Annotated in this window: 2 protein-coding genes; both read right to left on the bottom strand. The window is 48.3% G+C overall.

The window, feature by feature from the left end; translation table 11 throughout:
- Positions 1-10 precede the first annotated feature (10 nt).
- A complete protein-coding gene (locus AC4CU2_RS18195) occupies positions 11-568 on the bottom strand; it encodes a DUF4376 domain-containing protein (protein WP_490769302.1) in 558 nt (185 codons plus the stop codon).
- The gene (gene gpJ, locus AC4CU2_RS18200; protein WP_490769303.1) at positions 565-11,823 is read right to left on the bottom strand and encodes a TipJ family phage tail tip protein; all 11,259 of its coding nucleotides are present in this window, start codon (positions 11,821-11,823) and stop codon (positions 565-567) included. Before gpJ ends, AC4CU2_RS18195 begins: the two co-directional genes overlap by 4 nt.
- Positions 11,824-11,840: the final 17 nt, after the last annotated feature.

Here is an 11,840-nt window from a genome sequence, read left to right on the forward strand (position 1 = left end):
CCCGAAGGTGCTATAACTGGACTAATTCAACCTGTTCTTTTGTTTCAGCATCAAAGATGAGTTGTCTAGCAATGCGCCCCCTTTCGTGAACGCTTGCAATGTGGACTTGCAGCGCTACATAGAGTTGCCGCAACTGTGATGCGCTTAACTCGACTGTTGTATTGTCGGCTAAAGTCCAAGTCCGATCTACACCAGCAGCGGCTGCGCCCATGATACGCCCTTGTGAAACTTGGTCTGAGTCATAGATATTCCCCTCAAATTCGAAGCCACCGAACTCAAGCTGATCACGCTGCGATTTAATCTCAGTCCACTTCTGAGCTTTGATGTCATCAATGGAGCGCGGATCAACCCATTGCTTGATCCCATAATCAAATATGAAATGTGGCGATGGTGGTTCGCCGATACTTATGAATTGCTGTAGATTAAAGTCCCAATAATCAGTTGGTAAGCTTGGCTCTATATCATCGATGTAGATGGTGTTTGTTGGGGTATTTAACCCAACCATTTCATCAGAGCCGCTCACCCTGCAAATGATTGAGCCATCTGAGTTAAGTAAACTCCTGATCATTTTTTCACCTCACTTAAAGATATAGAGATATTTTGCGATTTAATCTCTATAGTGCTTGTAGTAATATCTTTGAATGGCGGTACAGTTTGACCGAGTGTACTAAGTATATACTGTAATTTATACACATGAACTCCCGCTGCTGGGTTGTCTACGATCGGAGGTAAAGCTTGCAGCAATCGAAAAACCTCATCGCCGTAACCGTTTGGTACAGAATTTATAGAAAAACGCTTAATTTCGACATCACCGCGCAGTATTCGCAGGTATAACGTTCTTGTGGTTGCTATTGTATTATCAAATGAAATATTCACACCAAACGTCACATTAACCTTACCTCCACTGGTCTCAATGGCTAAAGATGGCACGCCTTGAGCTGCAACACCGACAGTCACAGCCTCATCCTTAATCTTTAAAGTATCAACCTGTAAGTCTCCAATTTTTGCCGTAGTGATAGCACCATCTGCAATGACTGCCGAAGTCACTGCTAAATTGTCAATCTTAGCAGTCGTGATAGCACCATCCTCAATATTTGCAGCACCAACTTGAATTGTTCCTAAGTTGGCACTAATCGCACTCAAACTCCCGATACTCGCTGTATCAATATGCGCCAACTTGATCGTCGCATTGGCGATCTTCGCTGAGTTTATATATGTGCCGGCACTTGGGTAAGTTACACCCTCGATGATCTGATTGGCAGAAGTCACAATGATGAATGGCTTAATCCCTGTTCCAGATTTGCCCACTTCAAAGAAGTCAGCATCCACCTTGAACGCAGAGGTCGTTACGCCATTCACACCTGTTGAAATCAAACCAAATCCAGCCGAGTAGCCGTTGTTGTTGATTTTCACCGTATGACTTGCATTGATACCGTTCACTGAGGTTGTGAGCGTGCTGATGCTTGTCGTTTGATTGCCAACTGTTGTTGATAGATTGGTGATCGACGTCGCCTGCGAGGTGATCTTGCCCTCTGCGGTGGTTACCCGAGTGGTGAGGTCCGTAAGCGCTTGCGCCCCTGCGTATAACGTCATATCAGGGCTATCGCGGTACGATTCTGTCCACGCGGTCGCCATGTTGCCCAGTTGAACCACCACGTCTTTTACGACAGGGTTGGTCGCTGTGCCTCCAAAGCCCAGATTGACCGTTGCTGTTCCAGCAGGGAAACTTGATGCAGGCAAGGTCAAGGTGTAACGCGTGCCCGTGATCGTTGCTACCGCTGTGGTTTGTGCTTTGGTTTGTGCTCCAGAAGCATTTAGGCAGCGATAGTAGATATTGGCATCTGTGATGTTGCTCACCACAGTAAAGGCAATGGTTAAATCTTGTCCCTCTGTGTATGGAATGGCGTTACCAATACGGTCGGTCGCAGCCATGCCCGCACCTGTGATTTGAGTTCCAGCTACAGTGAAGTAAGTGCCAGTCGTTGTGTAGAGCGTGCCTGCGTTATAGCGGCGCAACTCTTTCAAGGCGAATAGGTTAGAACCACCCACCTTGATCGCGTTCACTTTGGTTTCAAGCGCTGTTGCTTTGTTCGCAATTGCGTCCAGACCCGTTGTTGAATGATTTACCTTGTTGCTTAACGTGTCCAAAGCAGTGCTTGATGCTTTCGTTGCTAAACCATTCGTGGCGCTGTTTACTGAGTTCTCAAGGTTTGTAATGCGCGTACTTTGAGAGGTGATATTCCCCTCCGCTGTGCTTACACGTGTGGTGAGTGCAGTAAGTGCTGCGCCGTCTGCTTTGGTAGCTACGTTGTTGTTTGTTGTAGTAAGTCCAGCTTGTAGATTGGTAATAGAACTAGCATTCGTGGTAACTCTGCCATCAATGGCGGTAACTTTGGAATCTAGTGTTGACAATGCACTTGCTGTCGCAAACTTAGATTCATCTATAGGTTGCGCGCCTGCAAAACCTTCAGGTATTCCACTGATAAGGCTTATAGGGTACTTAATCCAGTCATTTGTTATGTTGGAGTTAAATGAGTGTTGAATACCTGTGCCTGTGCCCGTTCCTACCATTGAGGTGAAGATAGGTAGATTATTACCACCCCATGTTGAATAGTAAGTAGCTGACCCACCATTAGCTATTACAAAGTTCTTAAGTTCAACATTCCCTTGTAGAGCTGCGGCAGTACCTATGTTATCCGCTCCAACTAAAGTAAAGTAAGTATTTACGGGTAAAGCTAAAAGTGCAGTAGCTAAAGAAGCAATATTAGCTGTTGAGCCGTAGGTATCAAACCTTTGAACGCTTGAGTAACTACCATCATTAGCCCAAACCACCAAGTTAAATCCACGTGAAAACACAGCTAATCTTGTTAGCGTTGCGTTGTACAGACCCCAAGGTAAACCACCTTCACGAAAGCCTCCATTACGGCTTGTAGAAATGACATATGTACTCGTATTGCCAACACCAGCTTCCAACTTTGTTACTTTAGAAGATTGGCTAGATAGCTCACCTTCCGCATTAGACACTCTTGTTGTTAAGGCAGACAAAGCACTACCATCTGCTTTGGTTGCAAGACCATTCTCGACTACTGTAACTTTGCCTTGAAGCGTTGTAATGTTCGACGAGTTGGTCGTAACGCGTCCGTCAATGGCTGTAACCTTACTGTCAAGCGTCGTAAGCGCCGCAGATGATGCTTTTGACGCTAAGCCAGTGGTTGCATGATTGACCGAGTTCTCAAGGTTGGTTACGCGTGTGCCTTGAGAGGTAATGTTGCCTTCGGCAGAGCTAACGCGTGTGGTTAGTGAAGTTAGTGCCGCAGCGTCGGCTTTGGTATTTGCAGTAGCCTGAGCTGCTGCCGCTGCTGTTGCTGCGTCTGTAGCTACTTTATCAGTCACCGCAACCCATGCGCTGCCTGTCCAGCGCTTAGGTGTGTTGGCGTTGCTCGTTGTGTCAATCCATAAGTTTTGCGCGAGCCGATCTTCGACCGCGGGAGCCGTAGACTGCACAAGAACTTTGCCTTTACCGCCAGCAAGAGTAGCCGCGTTGGTGGCCGCTTGCTGTGCCGTAGCAACATTGGTGTTTGTGGTAGCTAAACTTGAGTTTAGGTTAGTGATCGATGTGGATTGAGTATCTAACGCAGTCTCGGTATTGGACACTCGTGTAGTTAATGCGGTCAATGCACTGCCGTCAGCCTTCGTCGCGATATTATTATTCGCCGTTGCTAAGCCTGACTGTAGGTTTGTGATGCTTGTTGCATTAGCTGTAACGCGCCCATCAATACCTGTAACCTTGCTATCAAGCGTATTTAGCGCAGAAGTAGAGGCCTTAGTAGCCAGCCCTGTAGTAGCGTGGTTTACGGTGTTCTGTAACGTAGTAATAGCTGAGCCTTGCGAAGTGTTCACACCTTCTGCATTGGATACACGTGTGGTTAATGCTGATAACGCTGACCCTTCCGCTTTAGTCGCTAACCCATTTTCCACAGTGGTTACTTTGCCTTGCAGCGTAGTGATATTTGATGCGTTAGTGGTAACTTTGCCGTCTATGGTAGTGACCTTGTTATCCAGTGCGGTCAGTGCAGAGGAGTCCGCTTTAGTCGCTGCGAGGCTACTAGCCGCGTTAGCCGCAGCTAATGCGTCTGTAGCAACTTTATCAGTCACCACTACCCACGCTGTACCATTCCATCGTTTAGGCGTGTTAGCGTTCCCAGTGGTGTCTATCCACAGATTTTGAGATAACTGATCAGCGGCGACTGGTGCGGTAGTACCGAAAATAACTTTACCTTTCTGCCCTGCCGCAGTCATGGCGTTTGTAGCTGCCGTTTGTGCCGCAGTTACATTGGTGTTGGTCGTGGTAAGCGAGTTATTTAATGAAGTTATAGACGAGCTGTTAGACGTTACACGTCCATCTATCGCTGTGACTTTATTATCTAGCGTGGTAAGTGCCGCAGAAGACGCTTTCGTACTCAGTCCCGTTGTCGCATGATTCACGGTGTTCTGTAAGGCAGTGATGGCATTACCTTGCGAAGTAGATTTACCTTCTTCGGTGGCGACTCGCGTTGTAAGGGAGTTGAGCGCAGAAGCGTCAGCTTTGGTGCTGACCGCGCCCTCTACGGTGGAAACGCGTCCAGTAAGTGACGTTATCCGATTGGCCTCTGTGGTTACACGTCCATCTACCCTACTAACCTCAGCGTTAGTATTTTCGATTGCAGTGGCGTTAGCATCAATCTTGTTATTGACAGTAGCTTGAGAAGGCGACCATGCCGTAGCCACGTTACCATACTCAAGTTGAGCACGTACAAACTGCATACCTGTGGTCTGCGTTGTATCCTCAAGGATAATAACGATACCATCACTGTTAAGCAGCGTAGAGCCTGCAGAGAGCTTTAATGTACCTACGCATTTGAAGTAAGCACCTTCTTTCGTAATTTTGGTGTTAGCCCTATTTAATCGCGCCGACCAACCGTCACCAACGGCAGCCTTACCTACAGTCACGCTCGTAAATGGTTTAGATGTTCCAAACCCTTCTGAATGCTCCAAGTACCAAATTGTAAGCGTAACTTGAGTATCTTGCGTTATTGGAGTGTTTACACACTCAGGGTCGGCAGATACTTTGTACTGACTAAAGGAAGTTGCGTGGGATCGCAAAAGCACAGGCGACCCTGACTTATCGCTGTCGCTTAGCATGTTCACGCCACCAACATTTAAGGACGCTTTAAACTCTTCAACTTTTCCAGCCGCAATTTCAGTTGCCTTATCGTCAGCCTGCGTTTTGGTGTACATATCACTTAGAGCCGAGGCATTTGCCTTAGTCGCCAAAGTACCGTTAATTGTGGTTATATCGGACGCAAGTTGCGTTAATTGGTTAGTATGCCCAGTAACCACACCATTAATGCGGGTAACTTCGCTATTGGTCGCAGTTAAGGCAGAACTTGACGCTTTAGTCGCTAATCCAGTAGTTGCGTGATTAATCGTATTCTGTAGCGTAGTAATCGCCGTGCCTTGTGATGTGTTCACACCCTCTGCATTCGTCACACGAGTAGTAAGCGCAGTAAGTGCTGACGCTTCTGCCTTAGTAGCTACAGCTCCTTCAACCGTAGAGACGCGTCCTGTAAGTGCGGTTACGTTTGAATTGGTAGTATCAATACGCCCGTTAGCCGCCGTTACTTTATTGTCCACAGCAGTAAGGGCCGCGCTTGATGCTTTAGACGCGAGTCCCGTAGTTGAATGATTAACTGTATTTTCTAGGGAGGTGATTGCGCTGCCCTGCGAAGTATTGACCCCTTCGGCGTTACTCACTCGCGTAGTTAGTGCAGTTACCGCCGAGCCATCTGCCTTCGTGGCTATATTATTATTCGCGGTAGTCAACTCGCTTTGCAGATTGGTAATGCTTGTGCCTTGCGCTGCAACAACGCCGTTAATCCGTGTTACTTCGGCGTTGGTTGTGTTAATGGCTGTAGCGTTGGCGTCAGCAACATTCTGCGCTTTTGCGCCTGCAGTTACGTTTACGCATGACCAATCTGTTGCATACCACACCGTTCCCCACGGTGAATTTTGATCAATCTGCAAGAATGGTACAAAGAACTGGTGCGTTGCGTGTGCGGGCACAGTCCAACGTACAGTAAGGCGTTTCCATGTAGTACCTTCGGTAGCAGTTACACCACCAATACGTGCAGCCACTAGGTTAGAGTTTGTAGTGGCAGAATTACGGCGATAAGTATACAAGTTGAACTGCGCAGTGCCTGTTGCACACGCAACCAATACACTGATCTCGTAAACATCGCCTGCTTTACAAGGAATGTTGGTAGTCTTACTTGTATCCAAAAAGTGATCACGATTAGCTAATCGGGTAACATAAGGGAACGGGCAGCCTTCAGGCACGCCTTCTGAATCTGATGGAATACTTGTAAAACCATACGAAGGAAGGTTAGGATCAAAAGTACCATTAGGCACTAAGTTTTCACCTTGGCTAGGTAGAGTCCGTAACTTAGCATCAAATGCAGTTACTTGACCTGCCAAGGCAGAGTCAGACTGTGTTTTAGTATAGTAATTGTTTAATGCTGTAGCATCCGCTTTGGTTGCGACTGTTCCTTCAACTGTAGTCACTCGACCACTTAAAGAAGTAATGTCGTTGGTATTGGCCGTTGTTTTGCCGTCAACCGTGGTGACTTTGCCATCAAGCGTGTTCAAAGCAGTGGTTGATGCTTTGGTTGCGAGACCTGTTGTGGCATGGTTCACTGAGTTTTCAAGGTTTGTAACACGCGTGCCTTGAGAGGTGATTGTGCCCTCTGCTGTGCTTACACGTGTGGTTAGCGTGTTGACCGCCGACGCATCAGCTTTGGTTGCAACCGCCGTGTTGGCTGCATTCGCTGCTGCAAGTGCATCTGTTGCCACTTTGTCTGTAACCGCCACCCAAGCTGTACCATTCCAGCGTTTAGGCGTGTTTGTGTTACCCGTGGTATCAATCCAAAGGTTTTGACTTAGACGATCAGCGGTTGCCGGAGCTGTTGATTGGTACAGCACTTTACCTTTACCGCCTGCTAATGTATTTGCTGCGTTGGCGGCATTCTGAGCAGCGGTCACATTTGTGTTTGTGGTGCTTAGTGACCCCTCTAATGAGGTGATGCTTTGACTCTGAGTGCTGATGTTGTTTTCGGTGGCGGTTACTCTAGTTCCCAAATCCGATAAGGCTGTTCCACTGGCTTTTGTCGCCAAAGCATCATTGATTGAAGTTATGTTGCCTTGAAGTGTGGTGATATTCTGCCCTTGAGTGGTAATCGTGCCCTCGGCAGTTGTCACGCGGTTAGTCAACGCGGTTACAGCAGAAGAATCTGCCTTAGTCGCCACAGTCGTATTTGCCGTGTTTGCCGCGGCTAATGCGTCTGATGCAACTTTATCGGTAACGGCAACCCAAGCTGTACCATTCCAGCGTTTAGGTGTATTGGCGTTATTTGTGGTGTCAATCCAAAGGTTTTGGGTCAAACGGTCAGCAGTTGCAGGCGCAGTGGTTGAATAAATCACTTTACCTTTTGCATTGGCTGTAGTTTGCGCCGTACCTACGTTCGTGTTGGTAGTTGCCAAGCTACCCTGCAAAGAAGTAATGCTTTGACCTTGAGTGCTTACACTGCCTTCTGTTGCGATTACGCGCGTTGTAAGGTCAGTCAGCGCTTGACCGTCTGCCTTAGTTTCAAGATCGTCTTCTGTTAGAGTTACGCGGTTTTGCAACGCTGTAATATCAGAGGTATTGGCGGTTACTTTGCCGTCAATTGTAGTGACTTTGCTATCTAGCGTATTTAGTGCCGAAGTAGAAGCTTTGGTTGCCAAGCCAGTAGTCGCATGGTTTACACTGTTTTCTAAGTTGGTCACTTTTGTTGATGTAGAGGTAATCGCACCCTCAGCAGTTGCTACGCGTGTAGTTAGCGTAGAGACAGCGCTGGCGTCAGCTTTAGTTGCTACTGTTGCGGCTGCAGCATTTGCCGCTGCCAGTGCATCTGTGGCGATTTTATCCGTCACTGCAACCCATGCTGTGCCGTTCCAACGCTTAGGTGTGTTTGTGCCACTTGTAGTGTCAATCCAAAGATTTTGACTAAGGCGATCTGCCACTGCGGGAGTGGCGCTTTGGAACAACACCTTGCCTTTGCCGCCTGCAAGCGTATTCGCTGCGCTTGCTGCATTGGTTGCAGCGGTCACATTGGCGTTGGTGGTATCAAGTGAGCTTTGTAATTGGCTTGTTTTGGTGTTTACGTTGCCTTCAAGCGTTGTTACGGACGTTTCAACATTAGCGATACGGCCATTTACGGCTGTATTGTTGTTGTTCACCGTTGTGGCGAGGTTGTCGATACGCGTGCCAAGTGCTGCATCGGCATTGGCAACGGTTTGCTTGAATGATGACAAGTCAGTGGTTGCCGCTGAGAGGTCGCCAGATAAGTCTTCAAAGCTTGACTGCAAAGCATCAAGCTCTGTCACTGTGGCGTCGTGTGCGGTCGTTACAGCTTCAACCTTCTGCAATGCCGTAGCGACTGCACTGTCGTTGCTTGTTTTGTACGTGTTGAGTTCACCACGTACAGCGCTTACAGCGTCAGTGCGATCAATCACCTCTTGATCAATGCCGTCCTGAACAGCGTCAATCTGAGTGGCGATATTGGTGTTGATTTCGGCCACTTTGGCATTGATCGCGGCATTTCGCGCGGTTTCTTCCGCCATTATCGCATTGGCGCGAGCTGTTGATTCCGCAGTCAGTGCTGCAGCTCGATCTGTCGCCTCTTTTGCAATGGCGGTTGCACGTTCTGCCGCTTCTGTTGCAATAGCTGATGCAATGGCGGTTGCACGTTCTGCCGCTTCTGTTGCGTCGCCTGCAATGCGCGCTTCCGCTTCTGTTGCAATATCCGTTGCGCGTGCTGCTGCTTCTGATGCAATAGCCGCTGAACGCGCTGCCGCTTCTGTTGCAATGGCGGTTGTAATAGCTGTTGAGCGTGCTGCCGCTTCTGATGCAATATCCGTTGCGCGCGCTGCCGCTTCTGTTGCAATGGCGGTTGCACGCGCATCCGCTTCTGATGCAATAGCGGCTGCACGTGCCGCTGCTTCTGTTGCATCGCCTACAGTGCGCGCATCAACCTCTGCAACTAAGTCATTTTGAGTCGCCTGCAATTCAGCGATACGAGCCGCTGTTTCAGCCAAAAGATCAGCACGGTTTTGCGCATTGTCCGCAGTGGCTTGTTCAATTTGGTCCACAACTTCCGGCGATAAGACAATTTTGTCCACGTGGCCAGACAGCATTTCAATTAGAATTTCAGGGTCTTCAAGTGTTTTGGCAGAAACGAAAGGTGTAAATTCACTTTCATTGCCTGACTTATCAACGAGCTTGATGCGGTAATATTGGGTTAAATTCCCCATCAAGCCAGTGACGGTATGTGTAGTCGCAGGGTATGGAACTGCCGCAAGTAATTTGGCATCAGCAACATTGTTGGTGTCTGAAACCTCAATAACCACGTGTGAGCTGTCTTTTGAGTTTGCTGGGTAGGCCCAACTCATTTCCATGCCAAACAAAATGCCATGCGCTTCAAAAGCCACAGGAAGGGCAAGGTTTCCGCTCTTTCCTGTTAAGTCAGCGCTGACTGAATATTGAGGGTAAGAACGCGCACCTGACATGCCGATAGCGGTTACTCGCGCAATATATGTGCCTGTGTAAACGTCTTCCACTTCGGCAGAAAGATTTGCGGTTTCAGGCAGGCGAACCCAGTTGTCTTCGTCTCGCTTCCACTCAACCGAGTAACGAATGGCTTTATCTGCACGCTCCCAATCAATTACAAGGCGAGTTTTGGATAAACCTTGATGCACCAAGACTTCTTGCTTAATGCGCACCTCAGATGGCGGAACTTGATTGCGCGAGCTTAAAATGGATGTTGGTGGAACTTCCAACATCACATTCTTTTCAATGGCTGCGTATTTATTTGGGTTGTGCGGAATGACGCTAATGTCGAACTTGTCCAGATCAACACCCTGCTTCACACCCACTACGCGCGCTTGAACCAACTCAAGGTTTGGCGCAGAGATCACCCATACCGCCTGACTCACAGGAAGGTTCTCCAAAGGCGTTACCCATGTCACTTCTGTCGCGGTATGTGTGTTGCCTGTTGTGCCAATGACTGTGGTGCGCGTTACGTGAGTGGCGATTTCACGCTCAACAAACGAACCATCCGCTAACATCACGGCAAATTTAAGGCCCGTGTCGAAACCTGTGAAGTCAATGTCATCGTCCAAAATTGCACTTGTTGCAGTGCATGAAAGGAGACGACCGCCAAAGCGTTTGCCCGCGCGGTGCTCATCTTGAATTTGGACGATGGAGCCTGGCATCAATGTTGATGCGTCCATTCCCGCCGTGAATGAGCACACTTCGGATTGCTGATGTTCGGTGTATAGAATCCAACGACCGTAACGATGTGCCTGCGCGCGTGAAGTACAGCCAAATGCCTGAATCTCAATTTTACGAACGCCATAGCGCTCAATGAGATCAGGGTCTTCAACGTATTCTACGGCTTGCTTGTAATCGTCTTTTGGGTCGTTGTATGTCACCACCGCAATTGAGTGACGGTCTTTTACACTTGTGCCTGAGTAGCTAAATTCACCTTCAATGTTGGCAGAAGTGAACGCCATAACAGGGTCACTTGGCGCATCAATAGTGAAGCCCACCTGACCGCCTGCCCAGTAAGACATGCCGTTAAACGCCGAACAAATATCCGTGATCAGATCATACGCTTCGGCACGTGAATTAATGGTGCAGTTGATAGTGTAACGCGGCTCTAAATTGCCGAAACCGTCATCAACCATTTGGTCACAGTAGCGACCAATTTGATACAAGCGTGCCTCATCCACCAATCCAGCATCAATGTACTCACCTAAGCCATAACGATTGTTGGTTAAAATATCAAACATGATCCAAGCAGGGTTGCTCGTTGGGGCAAGTTTAAATGAACCATCCCAAATGCCTGTATATTCTCGAGTCACGTGGTTATAGTTGCTCGGCACTTTAATGAGCAAGCCGTCAACGAGATATTCACGTTTAGGCATTGAGCTAAAGTGCTCTGAGTTCACGCGTGTTGCGACAAGCGCTGAGTTTGGGTAAGTCAGCTTCTTGGTGGTCACTTCCGAGTAACTGTCGAAATACAGGTCGTCTTGCGTGCCCGCCTCAGTGCTGTCTGACGTTGTGCGTGTGACCTGAATGTCCCAACGTGTAATTGGCGTGCCGTCATTGGCTACTTTTGGCAATTTAACGGTGTACGCCACTTGATAACGTGATGACGCTTTCCCTTTAATTGCGCGTGCTGCAACTTCGCTACTCGCACCGCTATTGGTGGCCATACCAACTGAGAAGCTCACAGATGAACCGCGAATGTCGCCATCACTTTCAGTCACCATCAAGCCACCAATGGCAAGAATGATGCGCACTTCGTCCACACGTGAGTTGGTGATACTGATCACTTTTGGCACGTTGAATTTCAACTGTACGTTGACAGACGTCGGGGTCTCAATGCTGCCGTAGCCGTCAATGTAGCTTTGGTCTTGTGTGCCTGTTCGCTCCGTCCATGACACACCTTTGAAGTTCTCTGTGCCACCGTTGGTGCGCATTGGCGTGCCGTCGATGTAGATCGACTTTTCTTTTTCAACTGTGTTTGTGCCGACTAAGCCGCCAATCTGACCTTCGCCCAACAAATCAATGACTGACACAAAAGTATGGGATTGCAAAGTATCTGGGTCTTCACTTGGCGTACTACCGCCGCCGCTACCGCCCTGACCGCCAATTGGATACAAATTTTTTTCATCTAAGCTCATGCTATGTTCCTAATTTA

The organism is Acinetobacter sp. 797_lipA (assembly GCF_058243025.1).